Raw genomic sequence first — 23,772 nt, forward strand, 5'->3', positions numbered from 1 at the left:
CCCGGCTGGCACCTGAAAAAGTGCCAGATCTGAAAGGAATAAAGTGCCAGTTTCAGAAAGTATGATCTCCGGTCTGATCGACCTGAGCCGGACCGAGGAAGAGGGGCTGGTGGCCCAGCTGACCAGCCAACTCCGGAGCCTGATCGCGACCGGCCGCCTCGCCAAAGGCCGCGCGCTGCCGTCAAGCCGCCGGCTTGCGAGCGATCTCGGCGTCTCGCGCAACACTGTCACCTATGCGTTCGAGCAGCTCGCCGCCGAGGGATATCTCCAGGCGTCGCACGGACGTCGTCCTGTAGTGACGGTCGATGGTGCTGAGCCCGTCGAAGGAGCTGGCGCCGCCGCTTCGCGCGTTCGCTCCGCCAGGCCGCAGCTCTCGCCTTGGGCTTCGCAGCTCAAGCAGACGGACTGGCCGATGTCCTATCAGGCTCCGCTCAAGCCGTTGCGGCCGGGGCATGGCGATTTCAGGGAGTTTCCGAACGAGGTGTGGGCGCGCTGCCTGCGCCGCAGCGCCGTGCGTGCCGCCAGGCGCGAGCTTGGTCCGCTCAACCGAGCGCGCCTGCGCGAGGCGCTGGCGCATTATCTCGCGACCAGCAGAGGCGTTCGTGCCACGGCCGACCAGATCATGATCCTGCCAAGCGCACAGGCTGCGTTGACCTTGATAGCGGCTGCGCTTGTTAGGCCGGGCGACGACGTCTGGGTCGAGGATCCCGGCTATCCCGGCGCCGCGGCGGCTTTCCGCGCCTCTGGCGCGCGCGTGACCGGCATCGGGCTGGATGAGCAGGGCATGCAGCCGATGCCGGGAATGGCCGTGCCCAAACTCGTTTTCATGACGCCGTCGCACCAGCACCCGACCGGACGGCTGATGTCGCTGGCCCGCCGCACCGAGTTTCTCAGGTCAAGCAGGCCCGGCAACACCTGGATCGTCGAGGACGATTATGACGGTGAATTCCACTATGACAGCCGGCCGGTGCCGGCCTTGCAGGGGCTCGACGCCCATGGCCGCGTGTTTTATGTCGGCACGTTCTCAAAGGCGATGACGTCGGATATCCGGCTCGGCTATCTCGTCGTGCCGCCGGCGCTGGTCAGCACATTCGAGATCGCACAGCGGCATATCGGCTTGATCGCTTCCAGTCACATCCAGGAAGCGCTCGCCGAGTTCATCGCCGACGGGCATTTCCTGGCGCATCTGCGTCGGATGCGCCGACTCTATCACGCGCGCCGCGATCACCTCGTCGAGGGGTTGGAGCGCAATCTCGGTGAGGTGCTCTTGGTCGAGGTGCCATCGGGCGGCATCCAGCTCGTCGCCCGCCTCAAGCGCGGTCGTGCCGATCAGGCGGCGGTGAAGCGGCTCGTCAAGGCAGGCGTTGAAACGCGCGCCCTGTCCAGCCTGGCGCTGGGCAAGCCGCGCGATAATGGCCTGTTGCTCGGCTTTGCGGCCTGGCGCGAGAGCGAGATCAGCGCAGCGGTGCGAACGATGGCGTCATGTTTCTAGGCAGTCGCGCTAGTCAACCGCCTTCGTGACGATACGGATCTCCGAGGTCAGCGTCCGGTGCACCGGGCACTTGTCGGCGATCTCCATCAGCTTCTTGCGCTGCTCAACGTCGAGCGCGCCGTCGATTGCGATATCGCGCTCGATCTGGTCGAGCATGCCGTCGCGCGTCTCGCACTCCGCGCAGTCCTTGGCATAGATTTTTGAATGCTTCAGCGTGACGGTGACGCGGTCGAGCGGCAGCGACTTGCGGTCGGCATAGAGGCGCATGGTCATGGAGGTGCAGGCACCGAGACCGGCGAGAAGGAAATCATAGGGCCCGGGACCTGCATCTTCACCCCCAGCCGCCACCGGCTCGTCCGCTACCAGATGATGCGGTCCGACTGTGATGATCTGGTTGAACTTGCTCTTGCGGGTCTCCCGGACCACGACCTTCCGCGGTTCCTCAGGGAGGTCCATCGCTTGCGCGGGCTTTGCCGTGTCGACATATCGGCTCGCCCAGGCAGCGATCACATCGGCCGCATAGAGCGCGTCGGCCGGCCTGGTCAGCAGGTGATCCGCATGGTCGAGCGAGACGAAGCTCTTGGGATGTTTCGCCGAGACGAAAATCTTTGTCGCGTTGTCGATCCCCACGGTATCGTCGACCGGCGAATGCATCACCAGCAGCGCCTTGTGCAGGCCGGTGACGTCCTTCATCAGCTCGTGTTCGACGATGTCGTCGAGAAATTCGCGCTTGATCCGGAACGGGCGGCCCGCGAGAGAAACCTCGACCTCACCCCGCGCGCGGATATTGTCGAGATGCTCTCTAAAGAGACCGGTGACGTGAGCAGGATCGGACGGCGCCGCGATGGTCGCGACCGCCTTGGCCTCCGGAATCTTTCCGGCGGCCGCCAGAATCGCCGCGCCGCCGAGACTGTGCCCGACCAGGATCGACGGCGCCTTGCGGGTCGCACGCAGATGATCGGCGGCATGCACGAGATCGGCGACATTGGAGGAGAACGTCGAATTGGCAAACTCGCCTTCGCTGGAGCCGAGCCCGGTGAAGTCGAAGCGCAGCACTGCGATGCCTTTGGCGGCGAGGGCGACCGAGATGCGCTTGGCCGCCAGCGTGTCCTTGCCGCAGGTGAAGCAGTGGGCAAACAGTGCGTAAGCTACGGGCTCGCCGTCAGGGAGCTCCAGCGCGGCGGCGAGTTGATGGCCGCCTTCGCCGGTGAATTGAAAGCGTTCCGTCGTCATGGGCTTCCCCCGTTCTTGCTTGAGCCTAGTCGGCCGAATAGCGCTGCTCGGCCCAGGGATCGCCGCGGTTATGATAGCCGCGGACCTCCCAAAAGCCCGGCGCGTCGTCGGTCAGGAATTCGATAGCCTGGAGCCACTTTGCGCTCTTCCAGAAATAGAGATGCGGCACGACCAGCCGCACCGGGCCGCCATGCTCGTCCGACAGGGGCTGCCCCGACCAGCTGTGGGCGAGTAGCGCGTCCTCGGCGGCAAAGTCTTCGAGCGCGAGGTTGGTGGTGTACCCGTCATAGGAATGCAGCACGACGAAGCGTGCATCGTCGCGCGGCTGGCAGGCTGCCAGCAGCTCGCGCGTTGCGAGCCCTTCCCACTCATTGTCGTAACGCGACCAGGTCGTCACGCAATGGATGTCGGAGGTGAACTGGTCCTGCTTTTGCGCGGCGAGCTCCGCAAAAGTCCAGAACACGGGATTCTCGATCGCGCCGTAGACGTCGAGCCGCCAGCGATCGCGCGAGACCGGCGGCAGGACGCCAAGGTCGAGCACCGGCCAGTCTTTCGTCAGATGCTGGCCGGGCGGCAGGCGCTGATCCTCGCAGCGCGTCACCTTACCCGTGAGAAAGCGGCCCTCGCGCGCCCATTTCTCCTTGGTGCGCGTCAGCTTGCTGTCGTATGGCGTCTGGTCGGCCATGAGCTACTCGTGGCGGTGCATCGCAGAGGCATGCTTGGTGTCGCGCATGGTGGAATAGATGATCAGCGACAGGAAGATGACGCCGGCGAGATAGTAGTAGAACCATTCCTCGTGCCCGACGCTCTTGAAATAGAGCGCGATCGCGGGCGCCGTGCCGCCGAAGATCGAGACGGTGATCGCATAGGGCAGGCCGACGCCGAGCGCGCGGACGTTGGTCGGGAACAGCTCGGCCTTCACCACCGCGTTGATCGAGGTGTAGCCGGCGACGAACAGCCAGGCGGCGCAGATCAGGATGAACGCCACGAATGGCGACTTGGTCTCTTTCAGCGTCATCAGCAGCGGCACGGTGGCGAGCGTGCCGGCGACGCCGAAGAAGATCAACAGCGGCTTGCGGCCGATCTTGTCGGAGATCGCACCATAGATCGGCTGCAGGATGGTCGCGAAGATCAGCGTGCCGAAGATCACGAAAGTGGTCTGGTCTTCGGTCAAGCCGACCGAGAGCTTCACGAAGGTCTGCATGTAGGTGGTGAAAGTGTAGAACGCCGCGGTGCCGCCGGCAGTGAGGCCGACCACGAGTAGCAGCTCGCGCGGATACCGCAGCAAATTGGTGATCGAGCCGGTCGGCTTCACCACCTTCTTGGCTTCCTCGAACGCCTCGGTCTCCTGCAGATTGCGCCGCATCACTGCGGCAAAGATCGCGAGCGCCGCGCCGATCGCGAACGGAATCCGCCAGCCCCAGGCCTTCAGCTCGTCGGGCGTCAGGAAGACCTTTTGCAGCAGCAGTAGCACGATGATCGCGGTGAGCTGGCCGCCGATCAGCGTGACGTATTGAAAGCTCGAATAGAAGCCGCGATGCCTGGGATCGGCGACTTCGCTCAGGTAGGTGGCGCTGGCGCCATATTCGCCGCCGAGGCTCAGGCCCTCGATCACGCGGGCCAGCGCCAGGATCACCGGGGCGGCAAAGCCGATCGTGGCATAGGTCGGCGTCGCCGCGATGATCAGCGAGCCGAAGCACATGAAGACGACTGACAGCGTCAGTGAGATCCGCCGCCCGAAATGGTCGGCGATGTAGCCGAACAGCCAACCGCCCAGCGGCCGCATCAGGAAGGTTGCCGCGAACACCACGGCGACGTTCAATTGCTGGACGACGGGATCGCTGCCCGGGAAGAAGGCCGGGGCAAAATAGAGCGCGAACGCCGTGTAGGCGTAGAAGTCGTACCACTCGACGAGATTGCCGATCGAGCCGATCAAGATCGCCTTGATCCGGCGCTCTGCGTCGGCGATGTCAATGTGGTCGGAGCCCGGTTTGATTGCTTGCTCTGTCACGTCCGGCCTCCCAGAAATCATGTGTTGGGAGCCTACATCGCCTTTCCAAGCAGAAATGGCAACTGGCGGGGGCCTCGTACCGTGCCCTGCGACCAGGTCACGGTGCCGGCTGGGTCGAGCCGGAAGTCCGGAATCCGCTTCAGCCATTCCTCGAGCGCGACCTGCATCTCCATCCGCGCCAAATTGGAACCGACGCAGCGGTGGATGCCGAGGCCGAAGGCGGCATGGCGGTTTTCCCGCCGGTCGATCACGACCTTGTCAGCGTCCGGAAACATTTTTGGGTCCCGGTTGGCGGCCGGGAAGGACAGCAGCACCATGTTGCCCGTCTTGACCGGGCAGCCCGAGACCGTGGTCTCCTTGACGACCTCACGAGCCATGGTCACCGGCGAATAGGCACGGAGCAGTTCCTCTACGGCGATCGGGATCAACGCGGGCTCGGCGATCAGCCGCTCGCGATCGGCCGGCGTCCGGGCGAGATGCCAGAGCGAGGAGCCGATCGCGCTCCAAGTGGTATCGATGCCGGCAATCAGGAGCAGCCGCAGAGAGCCCAGCACGTGCGACTCCTCCAGCGGCTGGCCTTCCTTGTCCTTGGCATTCATCAAATAGGAGATGAGATCGTTGGTCGGCTTCGACCTCCGCTCCTCGATATGCGTCCTGAAATAGGCGCTCATCTCCTGCACCGCCTGGAGCAATCTGTTCTCGTCCTTGATGCCGAGCTCCAGGATCATGTGGATCCAGTTGATGAAGAGATCGCTGTCAGACTCGGGAATGCCGAGCATGTGCGCGATGGCCTGAACCGGAATGTATTTGCTGTACTGCGCTGCGGCATCGACCTTGCCGTCGGCAATGAACCCGTCGATCAGCTCGTTGCAGATTGCGCGCATCCGCGGCTCCAGCTTCTTCATCGCATCCGGCGTGAAGGGCGGTAGCAGCAATTGCTTGGCCGGCTTGTGCACGGGCGGATCCGAAGTGATCGGCGGGGCCGCGTTCCTGGCGACCTCGGGCCGTACGTCGCGGACGATGATGCGGCGTGACGAAAAATGTTCGGTGTCGTTGGCGATTTCGCGCACCGCCTCATAGGTCGTCGGCATGTAGCAGCCGAGGAAGCGCCCGGTATGCACGACCGGGCTCGCGGCGCGCAGCTCTTCCCAGATCGGGAAGGGATCGTCGGTCCATTGCGGATCGGTGTGGTCGAAATCGTTGATCCAGTCGGTCACGGGCGGGTGGGCAGTAGGCTGGCTGACGTCGGACATGGCAGGAAATCCCTTGAATATCCCTTGGGGCTCGTGTTCGCTGAAGGCACGCAAAGCGCGCGCGGGCAGGCGCCGCGCTACTCCTCGATCACATCGATCGCGATTTCCGGGCAGTTGGATTTGGCAAGCCAGGCCTTGTCCTCAAGGCCCGGTGGAACCGTGCCGTCTCCGGCCTCATGGGCATTGCCGTATTCGTCGAGCTCGAACAGCTCTGGCGCCAGTGCCTTGCACCGTGCGTGGCCCTGGCATTTGTCGGGATCGACGCGAACCCTCAGTCGCTCTGTCATTGCGGCTTCCTCGGTCGTATGCGCGCGGCCGGAAGGTGGCGCGCGCTCCTCATGTAAATTTTTTTCCGCGGCATTTGCCGCTGGCTTTAAGTTATAGTCTATTACATTCGCGACAGGCTTCCCCTGTCAAGCGCAAACTTATAGGCTCGGCGCAACATGCGTTCACAACTTGCCCGCAAGCCGCACAATACCTACCACCATGGCGATCTCCGCGACGCCCTGATCAAGGTCGCGCTGCGCGAGGCCGAGCAGGGCGGGGCGGAAGCGATCAGCATCAAGGCGCTGGCAAAGCAGCTCGGTGTTTCGCAACCGGCGCCGTACCGGCATTTTGCTGACCGAGAGGCGCTGCTTGCCGCGGTGACGGCGGAGGCGTTCCGGCAGCTCAGCGCGATTCTGCGTGAGGCAATGGCCAAGCCGTCGAAGCAATCAAAGCTGTCGCGGCTGGCGCAGGCGACGCTCGATTTCGGCCTACACCGCAACGGCACATACCGGTTGATGTTTGCCTCGCGCACGGTGTCTTGCGCAGCCAAGGGCAGCGAGCTGCACGAGGCTACGCGCGAGACCTTTGCACTTGTGATCGAGGCGCTGGAAGCGCCAGCAATTGGCTATCTGCGCGAGCGGCAAGCACTCAAGATCTGGGCCGCGCTGCACGGCGTGGTGATGCTGGCCGAGCAGGGTCTGTTCACCGGCGAGGCCGCACATGCCACGCGCGAGGAACTGGTCGAGGACTTTGTGAACGAGACGAAGGCCGCGCTCGCGGTTGCGATCAAGGACGCGCAGCGTCGCAAGAAGGCGGGCGCTTAAGCCTTCGCTTTCAGCAGCCGCATCAGCTTTTCGACCGCGCTATCCGGTGTCGTCACGACCGGGCGGCCCGTAGCCTCCGCGACGAGCGGTGCGGTTGCCGCGATGCTGAACTGCGCCAGCGCGATGACGTCGCAGTCGCGCAAATCCTTTGACGCCTCGACGATCAGCCGGTCATGCGTGGCGCGCTCGCCGCGGTCGAGTGCGGCGAGCGCGCCGTCGGCAAGCTTTGGCACGATCTGGACCGAGGTCGGAAACTCCGGCGGCATTGAGACCAGCGTTGGCGGGAAGGTCGAGAGCAGGCCGATCTTCTTGCCCATCGTCGCGGCCCGTTCGATCATGGCTTCGTTCGGCTTGAGCACCGGCATCGGCGCATGCGCGCGCGCGACGGCCTCAATGCAGGGGCCGAAGGCCGAGCAGGTGAACAGGATCGCGTTCGCCCCGGTCGCTGCCGCATAATCGCCGAGCGCAAGAAAACGCTCGGTCATGGCATCGTTGAGCTTGCCGTCGCGCGCCAGATCCGCCGACAGGCTGTCGTCGAGCAAGTTCATCAGCCGCGTCTCCGGCCACGCCTGCGCGAACGCCGCCTCGATCGGGGCGATGGAGTGCTTGAGGGCGTGGATCAGGGCGATGCGAGGGGGCGTCGTCATTGAACGTGACTACCTGGTAGGTCTCGTGCCCCGGACGCAGCGCAATGCGCAGTATTGCGCTGCTGAGCCGGGGCCCATTGTGGCCGCTGTGTCCCGGCTCAGCGCAGCAGCGTTGCACGCTGCAGCGCGTCCGGGACACGGAAGACACTTACTTGAACGGCACCGCGTACATCAAGCCGCCCTTGCTCCAGAGGCCGTTGAGGCCGCGCTCGAGCTTGAGCGGGCTCGCCTTGCCGACATTGCGCTCGTAGATCTCGCCGTAATTGCCGGTAGCCTTGATCGCGGTGACCAGCCATTTGTTGTCGAGACCAAGCCGCGAGCCGAGATCGCCCGAGGAGCCGAGCAGCCGCTGGATCGCGGGGGTCTGCGACTTCGTCATCTCGTCGACATTGGCCTGGGTGACGCCGAGCTCCTCAGCCTCGATCAGGCCGTAATGCAGCCAGGTGATGATGTCGCTCCAGACCTCGTCGCCATTGCGGGTAAAGGGCCCGAGCGGCTCCTTGCTGATGGTCTGCGGCAGCACGACGTAGTCGGCCGGGTTCGGCGCCGCGGTCGTCACGGCACCGGCAAGCGCGGAGGCGTCCTGGGTCATGGCATCGCAGCGGCCGCCGAAGAAGGTCTGGTACATGGTGTCGACGCGGTCGAACACCAGCGGCTTCCAGTCGATGCCGTTGGCGCGGCCGTAATCGCCAAGCGTGACCTCATGGGTCGTGCCCTGCGCGACGCAAACGGTGGCGCCCTTGAGGTCCTTCAGCTCTTTCACGCCGAGGTCCTTCTTCACGACAAAACCCTGGCCGTCGTAGAAGTTGATCGGTCCCTGCCGCAGGCCCAGCGTGACGCCGCGCAGATAAGTCTGCGTGGAGTTGCGGTAGAGCACGTCGATCTCGCCCGATTGCAGCGCAGTGAAGCGGTTCTGCGCGGTCAACGAAACGTAACGCACCTTGTTGGGATCACCGAGCACGCCGGCCGCGAGCGCGCGGCAATAGTCGACGTCGAGGCCCTTGTAATTGCCTTGCGAGTCCGGCGCGGAGAAACCGGCAAAGCCCGCGCTGACGCCGCACACCAGCGTGCCGCGGCTCTTGACCGTGTCGAGCGTCGCCGCCGACGCGACGACCGTCGATGCGGTGAGCACGCTCGCCGCGATAACCATTGTCCTCATCATGCTACTCTCCCCTCAGTGATTGACACTACGCAATACGTTGTCCACGGCCGTGCCGAGCTTGTCGACGATCAGATCGATCTCGTCGGCCGAAGCGATATAGGGCGGCGCCAGCAGCACATGGTCGCCGCGGATACCATCCACGGTGCCGCCGCCAGGATAGCAGCCGAGTCCGTTGGCGAAGGCTTCAGCCTTGATCTTCTGGTTCAGCTTGAGTGCTGGATCGAACGAGGTGCGGCTGGCACGATCAGCGACGAGCTCGATCGCCCAGAACAGCCCGCGTCCCCTGATGTCGCCGACATGGCGATGATTGCCGAAGCGTTCGGTCAGCCGCTGCTCGAGCTGCTTGCCGCGCTCCTTGACCCGGTCGAGCAGATTGTCTTCGCGGATCACGTCCTGCACCGCAAGCGCCGCCGCGCAGGCGAGGGGGTGGGCGAGATAAGTGTGGCCGTGCTGGAACGCGCCCGACCCTGCACGGATTGTGTCGATGATCTTGCCGCTCGCGAGCATTGCACCGATCGGCTGGTAGCCGCCGCCAAGCCCCTTTGCGATCGCCTGGATATCAGGGGCGATGCCTTCTTGCTGCCATGCATGCGTCGTGCCGGTGCGGCCCATGCCGCACATGACCTCATCGAGAATGAGAAGAGCGCCGTGCCGGTCGCAGATCTCACGCACGGCCCTGAAGTAGCCGTCCGGCGCCGTCACCGCGCCGGCTGTGGCGCCGACGACGGGCTCGGCGAGGAACGCCGCAACAGTGTCAGGGCCAAGCCGTTGAAACTCGGCTTCAAGCTCCGCGGCGAGCCGCGCCACGAACTGCGCATCGGATTCACCGTCGTGCTCCTCGTGATAGGCAAAGGCCGGCGTCACGTGGCTGAATGCGGCCGAGAGCAGGGGTGCATAGGGTGCGCGGCGCCAGGCGTTGCCGCCGGCTGCGAGCGCGCCGAGCGTGTTGCCGTGATAGCTCTGCCGCCGCGCGATGAAATGCTGCCGCTGCGGCTCGCCGCGCTCGATGAAATATTGCCGCGCGAGCTTGATGCTGGCCTCGATCGCCTCCGATCCGCCGCTGACGAAATAGGCGTAGGCGAGACCGCCGGGCTCATGCCCGACCAGCGTTTGAGCAAGCGCCTCGGCCGGCTCGGAGGAGAAAAACGCGGTGTGCGCATAGGCGAGCGTCGAGGCCTGCTTCGCCATTGCCGCGATCACGCGGGGATGCTGATGCCCGAGGCAGGACACCGCCGCGCCGCCGGACGCGTCGATCACGCGGCGGCCGTCTTCGGCGAAGAGATAGACGCCCGCGCCGCCGATCGCCTTGGGCGGCGTTTCGCGCAGCGAACGGTGCAGCACGCGGCTGGTGCGAGTGCTCATGGTCAACCTTTCTCTGAGACGTAGGTAGAGGTGGCGGCAAGCCGCGCCTCGGTATCCTGGAGGCGCTTCTTCGCAGCCGTGCCGCCGAGCAAGAACGTCGCGGCGGCTAGCGACTGCGCGATCGCGATCGCGCCGGTGAGGCTCGGGAAGAATCCGGGCGAGGAGGCGGCTTCGAACAGCAGGACGTGGTCGGCGCCCTCGGCCATCGGCGCGGCCACGCTGTCGGCGATCGCGATCAGCGTCGCGCCGGCGCGATAGGCGGCCTGCGCGACCCGGACGCTGGCATTGGTATAGGGCATGAAGCCGATGACGATCACGGCCTCGTCGGGCCGGAATGCGCCGAGATCGAGATCGTCAGGGCCGGACGCGCCGACGATCTGCACCTGCTCGGGGCGGAACAGCCTTAGCTCGTAGTTGAGCAATTCCGCGACGCTGCGGCAGCTGCGATAGCCGGTGATCCAGATCCGTTTCGCGTCGTGCAGCGTGCGGGCCGCGTCCGCGATCGCGTGGGCGGATATGCGCGGCAGGCCCGCGGCTTCGGCCTCGAGCTTGTCGGAGATAAGCGCGACATCGGCGTTCGGGCCGTGGCGGCGGCTCTTGGCGCGAGCCGAAAAGGGCGAGGTCTGCGACGGCCGCCGTGCCTCGGTCAGCGCGGCGCGCAATTCGTCCCAACCGGAATAGCCGATCGCCTTCGCAAGGCGCGTGAATGCGGCGGGATCGGCACCGGCTTCGGCCGCGAGGTCGCGCATCGAACGGGTGGTGGCGTCGTAATCATTGGCCGCGACAAAACGCCCGACCTCCTGCAAGCGCAGGGGGAGCGATGGCAACGCAATGCGGAGTTCGCTCAGGGGCGAGAATTTCGCGGGCTCGGCCATGAAACATTTGTTGCACGGTTCTTGGATTGGTGCAACAGTTGACGTGCGCCGCCGGAAATCGCTGCTGTCAGGAAGGATTTTTGCGCCCGTGACCTCAGATGACCCCAGGCCGCCGCCGCGCCGCAGCTTTTTCGGCGCGCTCGGGCCGAACGAATTGAAGGGCTTGTTCTGGCAGGTGCTGGTGGTCGGCATCGCGGTCGCCGTCATCGTCTTCCTCTGGTCCAACACTGTCACCAACCTCTCGGCTCGCCGCATCACCACCGGCTTTGCCTTTCTCGGCCGCGAGGCCGGGATGCCGATCTCCGACAGCCTGCTCGCGTACAATCCGAGAGACAGCTACCTCTGGGCTTTCGTCGTCGGCGTCGCCAACACGCTGCGCGTCGCCGTGATCGGCATCGTGCTCGCGACGATCCTCGGCACACTGATCGGCATCTCGCGGCTGTCTACGAACTGGCTGCTATCCCGGTTTGCGGCCGTCTATGTCGAGGTCCTGCGCGACATCCCGCTGCTGCTTCAACTCCTGTTCTGGTACGTGCTGATGCAGGCGTTGCCGGCTGCGCGTGCGGCGTGGCGGCCGGTCGAGGGCGTCTTCCTATCCAACCGCGGCCTGATCCTGCCGGCGATCCCGGTTGGCTCACCACAGCTCTGGGTGCTCGGCACGGCCGTGCTGGGCTGCGCTGCATTCCTTGTCATTCAGCGATGGCTGGTCGCTCAGCAGGTGCGCGATGGCAAGCCGCGGCCGGCTTGGCCCTTTGCGCTTGGTCTCATTGCCGTGCTGCCGGTAGCGGTGTCGTTGTCGCTTGGCGTGTCCTGGACCATCGAATGGCCTGCGCTGCGCGGCTTCAACTTCGTCGGCGGGCTGACGCTCGCGCCTGAATATTTCGCGCTGCTGATCGCGCTCGTGACCTACACGTCCGCCTTCATCGCCGAGATCGTGCGCAGCGGCATCCAGTCGGTGCCACGCGGGCAGTGGGATGCCGCCAGCGCGCTCGGCCTGCGCCGCAGCTTCATGTTACGGCAGATCATTCTGCCGCAGGCGCTGCGCGTGATCGTGCCGCCGATGACCAGCCAGTATCTCAATTTGACCAAGAACTCCTCGCTCGCGGTCGCAATCGGCTACCAGGACGTGGTCTCGATCGCCAACACCACGCTGAACCAGACCGGACAGGCGATCGAGGCGATCGCGCTGATCATGGCCGTCTTCCTGACCATCAGTCTCGGCATCAGCTTCTTCATGAACTGGTACAATGCGCGCATCGCGCTGGCGGAGCGCTGAGCATGACCGCGATCACTGACATGCCAGACGTGCCGCGCGCCGCCCGCCGTCCCCAAATCGGCAACCCGGTGCTGCGCTGGCTGCGCACCAATCTGTTCTCGTCGATCCCCAACGGCATCCTGACGGTCGTCCTGCTGGCGGTGCTGGCGAAAGGCGTGATCAGCTTCGTGCAATGGGGCATCGCGAACGCGGTCTGGCTCGCACCAGCCAATGATTCCAGCGCCTGCAAGGTCGCGCGCGGCCTCGGCGCCTGCTGGGCCATCATCCCCGAGAAGTACCGCTTCATCCTGTTCGGCACCTATCCGTTCGACGAGCAATGGCGGCCTGCGCTCTCCGTCGTGCTGTTCATCGCGCTGTTCTTTCTCTCCACGCGCCGCGCGCTATGGCGGCGCGAATTGGCCTATCTCTGGATCGGCGCGCTCGCGCTGATCAGCGTGCTGATGTGGGGCGGCGTGTTCGGGCTGTCCTTCGTCTCGCAGGATCGTTGGGGTGGGCTGCCGGTGACATTGATCCTGGCGACATTCGGATTGGCGTTCGGCTTCCCGCTCGGCATTTTGGTCGCGCTCGGCCGGCGCTCAAAGCTGCCGGCGATCCGCTCGCTCTCGGTGCTCTATGTCGAGTTGATCCGCGGTGTGCCGCTGGTGAGCCTTCTCTTCATGGCGAGCGTGATGTTTCCGCTGTTCATGCCCAGCGGATTCAACATCGACAAGCTGTTGCGTGCGCAGATCGCGATCATTCTCTTCGCGGGCGCCTATCTTGCCGAGGTGATCCGAGGTGGCCTCCAGGCCGTGCCGCGCGGGCAATACGAGGCGGCCGACGCGCTCGGGCTGTCCTACTGGCGCAAGCACCGGCTGATCGTCCTGCCGCAGGCGATCCGCCACGTCATCCCGCCGCTGGTCAACACCTTCATCGCCTTCTTCAAGGATACCAGCCTGGTCCTGATCATCGGTATCTTCGACCTGCTGACGACGGCGAAGACCGCGATCATCGATCCTGCCTGGCAGCAGTTCTCGGTGGAGGTCTATATCTTCGTTGCCGCGATCTATTTCGTCTTCTGCTTCGCAATGTCGCGCTATAGCCGGAGCCTGGAGGCGACGAGCGCGAGGTGATGACCGGTGTCCCGGACAAGATGCAGCGCGCGAGCGCTGTGCCGCAGAGCCGGGACCCAGGATCGCACAGGAGGCCCCGGAGAGATGGGCCCCGGCTCTGCAGCGCACCGCGAAGGCGCGCTGCGCTGCGTCCGGGCAAGAGAGTGCCTTACTTCTTCACCCGCGGATCGATCGGGGTCTGCCCGCGCAGGCCCAAAATGTCCTCCAGCACCTTCGCACCCGCGATCACTTGCGCGTCCGCGCGGGGTGCGCCGACGACCTGCACGCCGACCGGCAGGCCGGAGGCGGTGAAGCCGCAGGGCAGCGACAGCGACGGGCAGCAGGCCAGCGTGATCGCATAGACGATGCCGAGCCATTCGACATAATTCTCGAAGGTCTTGCCGGCGCATTCCGCGACATAGCGGTTCTCGATCGGGAAGGGTGGCACGATCGTGGTCGGGGTCAGCAACAGGTCATACGCCTTGAAGAACTCGATCGCGCGCGCGGTCATGCCGACGCGCTGTGCTTCGGCGCGTGCGAGCTGTTCGACGGTGAGTTTAAGGCCCTCCTCGATGTTCCAGATCACCTCGGGCTTGAGCAGGTTGCGCTTGGTACGCAGCAGATTGGCCTTGGTGATCGCGAAATCGAAGGCGCGCAGCACGTGGAAGCATTCATGCGCCTCGCGCCAGTCGGGATGCGCCTCCTCGACGATGGCGCCGGCTTCCGCGAAGCGCTCCGCCGCCTTGCGCGTGATCGCCTTGACCTCGGGATCGACCGGCGTGATGCCGAGATCGGGCGAGTAGGCGATACGCTTCGGCTTCGTGCCCGAGCGCGCCGCTGACAGGAAAGAGGTCGCAGGCGCCGGCAGCGACAGCGGATCGTCCGCATAGTCGCCGCTCATGGCGTCCAGCAGCAGCGCGAGGTCCTCGACATTGCGCGCCATCGGCCCGACGACGCCGAGATTGCGATCGATGCTCGATTTGGGAGTGTGGGCGACGCGGCCGATGCTCGGCCGCATGCCGACCACGCCGCAGAAGGCCGCGGGGCTGCGCAACGAGCCGCCCATGTCCGAGCCCTGTGCCAGCCAGGCCATGCCGGTGGCGAGCGCCACCGCGGCGCCGCCGGAGGAGCCGGCCGCCGACTTCGACGTGTCCCAGGGATTGAGCGTCGCGCCGAACACTTCGTTGAAGGTGTTGGCGCCGGCGCCAAATTCCGGCGTGTTGGACTTGGCGTAGACGACCGCTCCATTGGCCTCGAGGTTCTCGACCATGAGGTCGGATTTCGCTGCAACGTTGTCCTTGAAGATGGGCGAGCCCTGCGTGTTCAACACGCCGGCGACATCGGTCAGATCCTTGATCGGCACCGGCAAGCCCGCGAGCAGCCCGCGCGCGCCGGCCGGCTTCTGCATCAGCGCCTTGGCGCTATCTCGCGCCCGATCGAAGCACAGCGTCGGCAGCGCGTTGACCGTGCTATCGACCGCACTGATGCGCCTCTCCACGACATCCAGCAGTTCGAGTGGCGAGACATCGCCGGAGCGTAGCTTGTCGACGACGGTGCAGGCGGTTTCGTGGATCAGGTCTTGAGACAACTATTTTGCTCCTGCTCATGAAAAGGCTTCGTCATTGCGAGCGCAGCGAAGCAATCGAGATATGCATCTGCGGGGACGGTCTGGATTGCTTCGCTGCGCTCGCGATGACGCGGATAGAGTTAACCCCATCCTGCGCTGATGCCGCCGTCGACCGTATAGATCACGCCCGACGTATAGCCGGCGCGATCCGACGCCAGGAACGCCATGAGGTCGCCGATCTCGCGCGGATGTGCGGGGCGGCTGAGCGGCAGGCTCTTCTGGAATTCCTTGTAACGGTTCTCGTCGCCGAACTGGTGCTTTGCGCGCGTCTTCAGCAGTGTAACGTGACGGTCGGTGCCAACCGGGCCGGGATTGATGCCGACCACGCGAACGTTGTCGGCGAGGCTTTTTCCCCCGAGCGCGCGGGTGAAAGCCATCAGCGCGGCATTGCCGGCGCTGCCGCAGATGTAATTGGCGTCGAATTTTTCGCCGGCAGCACCAATGTCGTTGACGATGACGCCGCCGCCCCGGGCCTTCATCTGCGCGTAGATCTGCCGCGTCAGGTTGATATAGCCGAACACTTTCAATTCCCAGGCGTGGCGCCAGATGGCTTCATCGATCTTGTCGATGGAGCCGCCGGGGATGTCGCCGGCATTGTTGACGAGCACGTCGATGTCGGCGGCCTCCCTGGCTAGCCGCGCCAAATCCTCGGCGTTGCGTAAATCGACGATGCTGGTCGCGGCATCGATCTGATGCGCCGAGCGCAAGCGGTCGGCCAGCGCCTCGAGCTGCTCGCCGTTGCGCGCGGCGAGCAGGAGATGAGCGCCTTCCTCGGCAAACGCCTCGGCGGCGGCTGCGCCAATGCCCTTGGACGCGCCTGTGATGAGGACGCGCTTGCCACGCAGATGCAGATCCATGAGAGGTACTCGCAGGGTGGGAACAGGGATGAAATCAGTAGGCGCACGGCTGCGCCATGGTCAACATTGCAGTGCAGCGTTGCACTGCCGTTGACTTTGGTCCATTGCAGTGCGGTCAAAAGGCGGCGGCTGCCGGACCAAAAAAGGACGTTCTCGATGAGCAAGAAACAATACCGGATCGCAGTCATTCCCGGCGACGGCATCGGCAAGGAAGTGATGCCCGAGGGCCTGCGCGTTTTGGAGGCGGCCGCGAAGAGGCACGGGGTCTCCCTGCATTTTGATCATTTCGACTTCTCGTCCTGGGACTACTACGAGAAGCACGGGCAGATGATGCCGGACGACTGGAAAGAGAAGATCGGCAAGCACGACGCGATCTATTTCGGCGCGGTCGGCTGGCCGGCCAAGATTCCGGATCACGTTTCGCTGTGGGGCTCGCTGATCAAATTCCGCCGTGAGTTCGATCAATATGTGAATCTGCGTCCAGTGCGGCTGATGCCCGGCGTGCCGTCGCCGCTGGCCGGCCGCAAGCCCGGTGATATCGATTTCTGGGTCGTGCGCGAGAACACGGAAGGCGAATATTCCTCCGTCGGCGGCCGCATGTTCCCCGACACCGACCGTGAGTTCGTGACGCAGCAGACGGTGATGACCCGCACCGGCGTCGATCGCATCCTCAAGTTCGCCTTCGAGCTCGCCCAGTCGCGGCCGAAGAAGCACCTGACGTCGGCGACCAAGTCCAACGGCATCTCCATCACCATGCCCTATTGGGACGAGCGCGTGGAGGCGATGGCGAAGAAGTTTCCGGGCGTGAAGTGGGACAAGTACCACATCGACATTCTCACGGCGAACTTCGTGCTGCACCCGGACTGGTTCGACGTCGTGGTCGGCTCCAACCTGTTCGGCGACATCCTGTCCGATCTCGGCCCGGCCTGCACCGGCACCATCGGCATCGCACCGTCAGGCAACATCAATCCCGAGGGCGATTTCCCCTCGGTGTTCGAGCCGGTGCACGGCTCGGCGCCTGACATCGCAGGGCAGGGCATAGCGAACCCGATCGGCGCGATCTGGTCGGGCGCGATGATGCTCGAGCATCTTGGCGAGAAGGTTGCCGGCAAGTCGATCGTCGATGCGATCGAGCGCACGTTGGCCGAGCGCACGCTCCGCACCAAGGATCTCGGCGGTAACGCCGATACCACAGCCTGCGGCAAGGCGGTCGCAGATATGGTGGATTAAAGTAGGCTGCTAAACGAAATGTCGTTTCCGGCCTAGTGCGCAATTGCGCTCGGGGGTCGGGACGACATTAATGCTGGCAGTCAGCCCACGATCTTCTCGATCTCCGCTTCATCCAGTCCGAACTTCTTCCCGGCCGCCAAAATTTCCTGCCAGGTGGTCGGATCGACTGGGATACCTTCCGCGAGCCGCTTCTTCTTGGTCTCACGCTCGGGCTCGCCGGCGATCTTGACCTTGTCGACGCCGAGGGCGGGCGGCGAGCCGGTGTGCCAGGCGACGAAGCTCTCGACTTCGCGCGCGAGGTTTTCGCCGGTGCCGAGCTTGCCCGGGTCGATGATGATCGAGAGCATGCCGTTGAGGACGTTGTGCTTGCCGTCGGACGGGCCCTTGACCACCTGACCGCCGGAGAGCGCACCGCCGAGGATTTCACACACCAGAGCGAGACCCGAGCCCTTGTGCTCGCCGAACGGCAGGATGGCGCCGTGCGGCGGGATCACGGTGTAGCGCGGATTGACCGTGGGCTTGCCTTCATTGTCGATGATGGTGCCGGGCTCGAGTTCGACGCCCTTGTTGTGGGCGACGCGGGTCTTGCCCTGCGCTATCCTGCTGGTGGCGAAGTCGAGCACGATCGGCTCTTTGCCCCTGCGCGGGATGCCGACGCAGAACGGGTTGGTGCCGTGGCGCGCATCGCTGCCGCCCCAGGGCGCCACGATCGGGCGCGAAATCACGTTGACGAAGTGGATCGAGACCAGCCCGTGGTCGATGCACTGCTCGGCCCAGTGGCCGATGCGGCCGATGTGGTGGGCGTTGGAAAGGCCGACGAGACAGACGCCGTTGCTCTTGGCGCGCTCTGCCGCCAGCTCCATCGCTTCATGGCCGATCACCTGACCGTAGCCGGTGAGACCGTCGAGGGTGAGAAGCGGACCAGTGTCGAGCACGATCTTGACGTGCTGGTTCACGGCGAGGCCGCCGTTGGTGACGCTCGAGACATAGCGCGGGATCATGCCGACTCCGTGCGAATCGTGTCCCTTCAGATTGGCCTCGACTAAGTTGGTGGAGACAAGCTCGGCTTCGCGGTCCGTAGACCCGCCCGCCTTGACGATGGCGCGGATGACATTGGTGAGCGGTTCCGCCTTGATGGTGCGAGTGTCGGCCATTGTCGTTGCTCTTATCCTTTCACGATCCGGCGGCAATGGACCCATGCCGCTTCGATCAGATTCTCGCTGGCTTCCGGTGTGCGGAACGCCGAATGCGCCGACAGCGTTACGTTCGGTATCCTGGTCAGCGGATGGTCCGCGGGCAACGGCTCGATATTGAAGACATCGAGGCCGGCATGGCGGATGTGGCCCGACGTCAACGCGTCGATCATCGCCTGCTCGTCGACGATCGCGCCACGCGCGGTGTTGATGAAGACGACGCCCGGCTTCATCTTCGCGATTGTCTCGCGCGTGATCATGCCGCGTGTCTCGTCGTTGAGCAGCAGGTGCAGCGACACCACGTCGCTTCTCGCCAGCAGCGTGTCGAGATCGGTGAACTCGACGCCAGGATAGGCCTTTGGCGAGCGGTTCCAGGCAACTACCTTCATGCCGCCGCCTGACGCAATGCGCGCGACTTCGGCGGCGATACCGCCGAACCCGATCAGGCCGAGCGTCTTGCCGGTGAGCTGCATGCCATCCTCGCGCAGCCAGTTACCAGCGCGCATCTCGCGGTCCATCATCGCGATGACGCGGGCGGAGGACCACATCAGTGCGATCGCGGACTCCGCCACGGCCGTGTCGCCATAGCCCTTGATCAGATGCACGGAGATGCCGAGCTGGCTAAGTTCCTCCGGGTTCATGTAGCTGCGCGCACCGGTGCCGAGGAACACGACGTGCTTGAGGCCCGCGCACTTCTTCGCGATCTCGGTCGGCAACGCGGTGTGGTCCACGATCGCGATCTCGGCGCCGTCGAGGATCTCAGGATATTGCTCGGGCTTGATGTCGGGGTCCCGGTGGATCCGCACCTTGGGATCGTCCGGCTTCTCAAGCCGCTCCATGATCACGGCGAGCGCTTCATTGGCGTCGACGAAAACTCCGCGCATGTCTGTCTCCGATCAGGATGCGACGCCGGCGATCGCCAGCACGGTGTGCATCAGCACGTTGGTGCCCGCGGCGCAGTCGGGCTGCGTCGCATCCTCCAGCTCGTTGTGGCTGATGCCGTCCTTGCACGGCACGAACACCATCGCCGCCGGCATGACCGTATTGAGGTTGCACGCATCGTGGCCGGCGCCAGAGGTGATGCGGCGGGAGGAATAGCCGAGCGTCTTGGCCGCGTTCTCGACTGCGGCGATCAGCTTGGAATCGAAATGCGTCGGCGGCTTGCGCCAGACCAGATCAATCTTGACCTCGACCCTGCGGCGTGCGGCGATCTCGGCGATGGCCGCACGCAGGTCACGATCGAGGGCATCCATGATCGCACCATCCGCGCTGCGGCAATCCATCGTAAAGGCGATCTCGCCGGGAATGACGTTGCGCGAGGGATTAGCGATCACGGCTTCGCCGATGGTGCCGACTGCATTCGGCCCGTGCTTCCTGGCAATGGCCTCCATCGCCAGCACGATCTCGGACAGTGTCGCCAGCGCGTCGCGCCGCAACGGCATCGGCGTCGATCCCGCATGGCTTTCGAAGCCGGAGATCTTGCCGTCATACCAGAGCACGCCCTGGCCGGAATCGACCACGCCGATGGTCTTTCCTTCGGCCTCCAGGATCGGGCCTTGCTCAATGTGCAGCTCGACAAAGCAGCCGAGCTTCTGGAAACCGACCGGCTTGTCGCCGCGATAGCCGATGCTGTCAAGCGCCTGGCCGACAGTCGTGCCCTCGATATCCTTGCGCGACAGGATGTCGTCGGTCGTGAAATCGCCGACGTAGGCCGCGGACGCCATCATCGCCGGCGCGAAGCGCGAGCCTTCCTCGTTGGTCCAGTTGACGACGCAGATCGGCGCCTCGGTCTCGATGCCGGCATCGTTCAGCGTGCGGATCACTTCGAGCGCGCCGAGCGTTCCCAGAATGCCGTCATACTTCCCGCCTGTCGGCTGGGTGTCGAGATGCGAGCCGATGCCGACGGGAAGCTTCGACATGTCGCGGCCCTTGCGCAGACCGAACTGAGATCCGAGCGCATCGACATGCACGTCGAGGCCGGCTTCCTCACAGGCCTTTCGGAACCAGTCGCGAACCTGCTTGTCTTCGCCGCTGAGCGTCAGCCGCCGTACGCCGCCTTTGGCCGTCGCGCCGAATTGCGCGGTCTCGTGGATGGAGCCCCAGAGGCGGGCGGAATCGATCTGCAAATTGGTGGCGGCTCGGCTCATGCATCAGTCTCTCATTTGTCCGGCGCCTGTTTCAATGACGCGCCAGCGCGGGCGCGTCAACCGCGAGGCTGCTCTGCGCAATCTGACATGCAAGCTCGGCGACGCGCTCGACCGCGACGACGTCGGGCGAGGCGAGCCAGCTTGCGGTGAACGTCAGCGGTGCGATCTCCAGATCGGTGTCGAGCAATTGCAGCCGGCCGTCGGCGAGCTCGTTTTCGACGATGGCGTCGGGGATCACGGCGATGCCGAGTCCTTCCACTGCCATGTGGATCACGGTGGCAAGCGAGGCAGAGGCGTGGAGACGGATCGGCGGCAAGTCGGGCCGGTCGAACACCTCGCGCACGACCTCGTAGGGTCTGGTCTTGCGCGGAAAAGTGATGATCGGAAACCGTGCGAGATCGGCGGGCGTCACCGGGCCGTGGCCGAGCCCGAGTGAGGGGCTTGCGAGAAAGCCGATCGGATAGTCGGCGAGCACGCGATTGTGCACGCCGGAGGCCGACAGCGGCCCGACCACGAAGGCCAGCTCGATCTCCTGCGCGAGCAGGCGCGCGGTGAGGTTCGGCGTGATGTCGACCTCGATCTCCAGCGACAGGTTCGGATAGATCCCGTTCATGCTCTTCACCAGCCGCGGCAGCCAGGTGTGCACGATGGTCTCGGCGACGCCGAGCCGCATCACGCCGCGCATCGCCGACCGATCGCCGATCTCGGCCATCATCTGAGCGCGCAGGCCGATCAGCTTTTCCGCATAGACCATCATCTGCCGGCCGCTCGGGGTGGGCGACGCCACGCGATGATCGCGGTTCAGGAGTTTGACGCCCATCTCGCGCTCGAGCTGGGCAATGCGCTGGGAGATCGCCGGCTGGGTCGTATTGAGCCGTGCTGCGGCGCCGCGGAAGCTGCCGAGCTTCACAACCCAGAGGAAGGTTTCGATCGACCTGAAGTCCAGCATTGGAGGGATTTTCCTGATCGATAAAATAGATTTATCGATATCGATTAGAAAGGACGATTAGACTTTATAGCACGCTTGGTGTTGGCTGTCTTTGTCGAGTTTATAGGCAGGTCGATCACATGACTGTTTTGGTGGCAGCGCAGCAAACTGAAACACCCGACACCCTCCCGAGCCGTCAGGCGCGGCTCGCCTATCGTGGCGGCGAGGTCGGTTCCACCGCCGGGGTCGCGCCCGGCTTCGTCCAGGGCAATCTGGCGATCCTGCCGGCGGAATACGCCGGCGCCTTCCACCGCTTCTGCCAGCTCAATCCGAAACCGTGCCCGATCATCGGGATGTCCGATGTCGGCAGCCCATACATCCCTGCGCTTGGCGCCGATCTCGATATTCGCACCGACGTGCCGCGCTACCGTGTCTGGCGCGACGGCGAAGTCGTCGATGAGCCAACCGATGTGACCAAGTATTGGCGCGATGACCTCGTGACCTTCGTGCTCGGGTGCTCGTTCTCATTCGAGGAGGCGCTGCTCGACGAGGGCATGCCGATCCGCCACATCGAGCAGAACGTGCGGGTGCCGATGTACCGCACCAACATCGCCTGCGGCGAGGCTGGCCCGTTCGCGGGGCCGATGGTGGTGTCGATGCGCCCGTTCAAGCCGGCCGATGCGATCCGCGCGGTGCAGATCACCTCGCGCTATCCCGCCGTGCACGGCGCGCCCGTGCACCTCGGCCATCCGCATCTGATCGGCATCAAGGATATCGCCAAGCCCGACTATGGTGATCCCGTAGCTGTTGCCGATGACGAGATCCCGGTGTTCTGGGCCTGCGGCGTGACGCCGCAATCGGTCATCAATGCGGCCAAGGTCCCTTTCGCGATCACGCATTCGCCCGGCCTGATGTTGGTGACCGATCTGAAGAACAGGAACATGGCCGTGATTTAGTGGGCAGCATTTGCTGCTTCTTCAGGCTTTACGCAGTTTGCCAATCGCTTCATTCGATACGCACAAAATACAGAGGACTTTGCCAATGACGATCACTCGCCGCGACGTTCTGCTCGGAGCCACCGCCGCTGCCGCGCTGTTGCCGCTAGCGGCGCGCGCGCAAACCTCTGAGGTGGTGATCGGCGCGACCTATCCCTTGTCCGGCGCCGGCGCCCAGGTAGGGGTGGACGCGCAGCGTGCATTCGAGACCGCGATCGATATCATCAACAACGACCAGGACTTCGACCTTCCGCTGGCGAAGGGTGTCGGCTTGCCCGGTCTCGGTGGTGCCAAGATCCGCATGGTGTACGCCGACCACCAGGGCGACCCGCAAAAGGGGCGCGCCGAAGCCGAGCGGCTGATCACCCAGGAAAAAGTCTGCGCGGTGCTCGGCTCCTATCAGAGCGCAGTCGCGGTCACGGTCAGTCAGATTTGCGAGCGTTACCAGATCCCGTTCTTGTCGGCGGACAATTCCTCGCCGAGCCTGCATCGCCGCGGACTGAAGTACTATTTCCGCGCCTCGCCGCATGACGAGATGTTTTCGGCCGGGATGTTCGATTTCCTCGACTCGATGAAGAAGAAGGGCGTCAAGGCCGAGACGCTGGCGCTGTTCCACGAAGATACGATCTTCGGCACCGACTCCGCCAACGCCCAGACCAAGTTCGCAACCGAGCGCGGCTACAAGATCGTCGCCGACATCAAGTACCGCGCCAACTCGCCGTCTTTGTCTGCCGAAGTCCAGCAGCTCAAGGCCGCCAATGCCGATGTGCTGCTGCCCTCGAGCTACACCACGGACGGCATCCTGCTGGTCAAGACGATGGCGGAGCTCGGCTACAAGCCGAACGCGATCCTGGCCCAGGCAGCGGGCTTCTCCGAAAAGGCGCTTTACGACGCCGTCGGCGACAAGCTCGAAGGTGCGATCACCCGCGGCAGCTTCTCGCTCGATCTCGCCGCCAAGCGGCCGATGGTCGGCAAGATCAACGATCTGTTCAAGGCGAAATCGGGCAAGGATCTCAACGACAACACGTCGCGGCAGTTCATGGCGATGATCGTGATCGCGGACGCCATCAACCGCGCCAAGTCGACCGACGGCGAGAAGATCCGCGACGCGATGGCCGCAACCGACATCCCGGGCGAGCAGACCATCATGCCCTGGAAGCGGGTCAAGTTCGACGACATGGGCCAGAACAACGACGCCGATCCGGTGCTGCTGCAATATATCGGCGGCAAGTTTGTCACTATCTTCCCGTCGCAGGCGGCCGTGGCCGAAGCAGTCTGGCCGATGAAGTGAGGATGGAATTGGGA

At 64.4% G+C, this 23,772-nt stretch carries 22 protein-coding genes; 7 read left to right on the plus strand and 15 right to left on the minus strand.

All coding sequences use genetic code 11. The features are described from left to right. Positions 1-61 precede the first annotated feature (61 nt). Positions 62-1,492 carry a MocR-like pyridoxine biosynthesis transcription factor PdxR gene (gene pdxR / locus ABID58_RS04965; protein ID WP_354032171.1) on the plus strand — a complete coding sequence of 477 codons (1,431 nt, stop codon included), beginning with the start codon at positions 62-64 and terminating at the stop codon, positions 1,490-1,492. 9 nt (positions 1,493-1,501) lie between these two features. Here pdxR and ABID58_RS04970 read toward each other — a convergent pair whose 3' ends face one another. The 5 genes from ABID58_RS04970 to ABID58_RS04990 form a co-directional block, all read right to left on the minus strand. Further along, a complete protein-coding gene (locus tag ABID58_RS04970) occupies positions 1,502-2,725 on the minus strand; it encodes a bifunctional alpha/beta hydrolase/OsmC family protein (RefSeq protein WP_354031768.1) in 1,224 nt (407 codons plus the stop codon). Positions 2,726-2,750: 25 nt separating this feature from the next. Further along, on the minus strand, positions 2,751-3,410 hold the full coding sequence (locus ABID58_RS04975) for a sulfite oxidase-like oxidoreductase (RefSeq protein WP_354031769.1): 660 nt from the start codon (positions 3,408-3,410) through the stop codon (positions 2,751-2,753). A 3-nt stretch (positions 3,411-3,413) separates the two neighbouring features. Then, positions 3,414-4,736: an MFS transporter gene (locus ABID58_RS04980; RefSeq protein ID WP_354031770.1), complete on the minus strand. Its 1,323-nt coding sequence runs from the start codon at positions 4,734-4,736 to the stop codon at positions 3,414-3,416. 32 nt (positions 4,737-4,768) lie between these two features. After that, on the minus strand, positions 4,769-5,989 hold the full coding sequence (locus tag ABID58_RS04985; RefSeq protein WP_354031771.1) for a cytochrome P450: 1,221 nt from the start codon (positions 5,987-5,989) through the stop codon (positions 4,769-4,771). Positions 5,990-6,066: 77 nt separating this feature from the next. Further along, entirely contained in the window at positions 6,067-6,276 is a 210-nt protein-coding gene (locus ABID58_RS04990) for a ferredoxin (RefSeq protein ID WP_045008980.1), read from the minus strand. A gap of 156 nt (positions 6,277-6,432) precedes the next feature. Between ABID58_RS04990 and ABID58_RS04995 the strand changes: the two genes are divergently transcribed. After that, complete coding sequence (locus ABID58_RS04995) at positions 6,433-7,080, plus strand: TetR/AcrR family transcriptional regulator (RefSeq protein WP_354031772.1); 648 nt, start codon at positions 6,433-6,435, stop codon at positions 7,078-7,080. On the opposite strand, the gene ABID58_RS05000 is transcribed toward ABID58_RS04995, so the two are convergent. The 4 genes from ABID58_RS05000 to ABID58_RS05015 form a co-directional block, all read right to left on the minus strand. Continuing rightward, the gene (locus tag ABID58_RS05000; RefSeq protein WP_354031773.1) at positions 7,077-7,727 is read right to left on the minus strand and encodes an aspartate/glutamate racemase family protein; all 651 of its coding nucleotides are present in this window, start codon (positions 7,725-7,727) and stop codon (positions 7,077-7,079) included. The two genes, ABID58_RS04995 and ABID58_RS05000, sit on opposite strands and share 4 nt — an antisense overlap. Before the next feature lie 148 nt (positions 7,728-7,875). After that, positions 7,876-8,889, minus strand: coding sequence for an amino acid ABC transporter substrate-binding protein (locus ABID58_RS05005; RefSeq protein WP_354031774.1), 1,014 nt, complete (start codon positions 8,887-8,889; stop codon positions 7,876-7,878). A gap of 12 nt (positions 8,890-8,901) precedes the next feature. Then, positions 8,902-10,251 (minus strand): aspartate aminotransferase family protein, encoded by a 1,350-nt coding sequence (locus ABID58_RS05010; protein WP_354031775.1) that lies wholly within the window; start codon positions 10,249-10,251, stop codon positions 8,902-8,904. Positions 10,252-10,253: 2 nt separating this feature from the next. Further along, the gene (locus ABID58_RS05015) at positions 10,254-11,126 is read right to left on the minus strand and encodes a MurR/RpiR family transcriptional regulator (RefSeq protein WP_148748903.1); all 873 of its coding nucleotides are present in this window, start codon (positions 11,124-11,126) and stop codon (positions 10,254-10,256) included. A gap of 88 nt (positions 11,127-11,214) precedes the next feature. On the opposite strand from ABID58_RS05015, the gene ABID58_RS05020 reads away from it, so the two are divergent. Both ABID58_RS05020 and ABID58_RS05025 read left to right on the plus strand, forming a co-directional pair. Beyond that, positions 11,215-12,402: an amino acid ABC transporter permease gene (locus ABID58_RS05020; protein WP_148748902.1), complete on the plus strand. Its 1,188-nt coding sequence runs from the start codon at positions 11,215-11,217 to the stop codon at positions 12,400-12,402. A gap of 2 nt (positions 12,403-12,404) precedes the next feature. Continuing rightward, the gene (locus ABID58_RS05025) at positions 12,405-13,511 is read left to right on the plus strand and encodes an amino acid ABC transporter permease (protein ID WP_354031776.1); all 1,107 of its coding nucleotides are present in this window, start codon (positions 12,405-12,407) and stop codon (positions 13,509-13,511) included. A gap of 148 nt (positions 13,512-13,659) precedes the next feature. Here ABID58_RS05025 and ABID58_RS05030 read toward each other — a convergent pair whose 3' ends face one another. Both ABID58_RS05030 and ABID58_RS05035 read right to left on the minus strand, forming a co-directional pair. After that, positions 13,660-15,078: an amidase gene (locus ABID58_RS05030; RefSeq protein WP_354031777.1), complete on the minus strand. Its 1,419-nt coding sequence runs from the start codon at positions 15,076-15,078 to the stop codon at positions 13,660-13,662. Between the two features lie 119 nt (positions 15,079-15,197). Beyond that, on the minus strand, positions 15,198-15,974 hold the full coding sequence (locus tag ABID58_RS05035; RefSeq protein ID WP_354031778.1) for an SDR family oxidoreductase: 777 nt from the start codon (positions 15,972-15,974) through the stop codon (positions 15,198-15,200). 156 nt (positions 15,975-16,130) lie between these two features. Here ABID58_RS05035 and ABID58_RS05040 point away from each other — a divergent pair, with 156 nt between their 5' ends. Beyond that, positions 16,131-17,204, plus strand: coding sequence for a tartrate dehydrogenase (locus ABID58_RS05040; RefSeq protein WP_354031779.1), 1,074 nt, complete (start codon positions 16,131-16,133; stop codon positions 17,202-17,204). A gap of 80 nt (positions 17,205-17,284) precedes the next feature. Here ABID58_RS05040 and ABID58_RS05045 read toward each other — a convergent pair whose 3' ends face one another. The 4 genes from ABID58_RS05045 to ABID58_RS05060 are packed head-to-tail and all read right to left on the minus strand — an operon-like array spanning position 17,285 to position 21,493. Next, positions 17,285-18,358, minus strand: coding sequence for a malate/lactate/ureidoglycolate dehydrogenase (locus tag ABID58_RS05045; protein ID WP_354031780.1), 1,074 nt, complete (start codon positions 18,356-18,358; stop codon positions 17,285-17,287). A gap of 11 nt (positions 18,359-18,369) precedes the next feature. Beyond that, a complete protein-coding gene (locus tag ABID58_RS05050; protein ID WP_354031781.1) occupies positions 18,370-19,281 on the minus strand; it encodes an NAD(P)-dependent oxidoreductase in 912 nt (303 codons plus the stop codon). A gap of 12 nt (positions 19,282-19,293) precedes the next feature. Beyond that, positions 19,294-20,544, minus strand: coding sequence for a Zn-dependent hydrolase (locus ABID58_RS05055; protein ID WP_354031782.1), 1,251 nt, complete (start codon positions 20,542-20,544; stop codon positions 19,294-19,296). Between the two features lie 31 nt (positions 20,545-20,575). Continuing rightward, entirely contained in the window at positions 20,576-21,493 is a 918-nt protein-coding gene (locus ABID58_RS05060) for a LysR family transcriptional regulator (protein WP_148748894.1), read from the minus strand. Between the two features lie 119 nt (positions 21,494-21,612). On the opposite strand from ABID58_RS05060, the gene ABID58_RS05065 reads away from it, so the two are divergent. Continuing rightward, positions 21,613-22,428: a putative hydro-lyase gene (locus tag ABID58_RS05065; protein ID WP_148748893.1), complete on the plus strand. Its 816-nt coding sequence runs from the start codon at positions 21,613-21,615 to the stop codon at positions 22,426-22,428. Between the two features lie 85 nt (positions 22,429-22,513). Then, positions 22,514-23,758 carry an ABC transporter substrate-binding protein gene (locus tag ABID58_RS05070; RefSeq protein ID WP_354031783.1) on the plus strand — a complete coding sequence of 415 codons (1,245 nt, stop codon included), beginning with the start codon at positions 22,514-22,516 and terminating at the stop codon, positions 23,756-23,758. The last annotated feature ends 14 nt before the right edge of the window (positions 23,759-23,772 follow it).

The sequence above is a fragment of the Bradyrhizobium sp. S3.2.6 genome (genome assembly GCF_040546885.1).
Classification (GTDB): domain Bacteria; phylum Pseudomonadota; class Alphaproteobacteria; order Rhizobiales; family Xanthobacteraceae; genus Bradyrhizobium; species Bradyrhizobium cytisi.